Origin of the sequence: Acidovorax facilis (genome assembly GCF_023913775.1) — a bacterium.
GTDB lineage: Bacteria > Pseudomonadota > Gammaproteobacteria > Burkholderiales > Burkholderiaceae_C > Acidovorax > Acidovorax facilis.
Map to the genome: position 1 here is coordinate 1 of NZ_JAMXAX010000360.1, position 255 is coordinate 255.

Below are 255 nucleotides of genomic sequence, written 5' to 3' on the forward strand. Positions count from 1 at the left end.
CATACTGACCGTCACGGAAGAACAACAGCGTGGGCCAGCGGACAGCGCCATACCTGCGCGCCACCGCGTCTTCACTCTCGCGCGGCACTGCTGCCACGATGAATCGGTTGGGGAAGCTCTTCATAAGTTCAGGTAACACAGCCGCCACGTCCTGGCCTTCTGGAAAGCGCACCGCGTCACCAGTGAGCAGCACCACGCGGTTACCGCCACCAGCGAGCCAACCGGCAACCGTGGCCTCATCTATCCATACCGCGC

The 255-nt window shown here is 62.7% G+C and carries 1 protein-coding gene; it reads right to left on the reverse strand.

The annotated features are described in order from the left end of the window. A partial coding sequence (locus NFX52_RS31510; RefSeq protein ID WP_492759478.1) for a thioredoxin domain-containing protein occupies window positions 1-255 on the reverse strand: 255 nt, incomplete at both ends.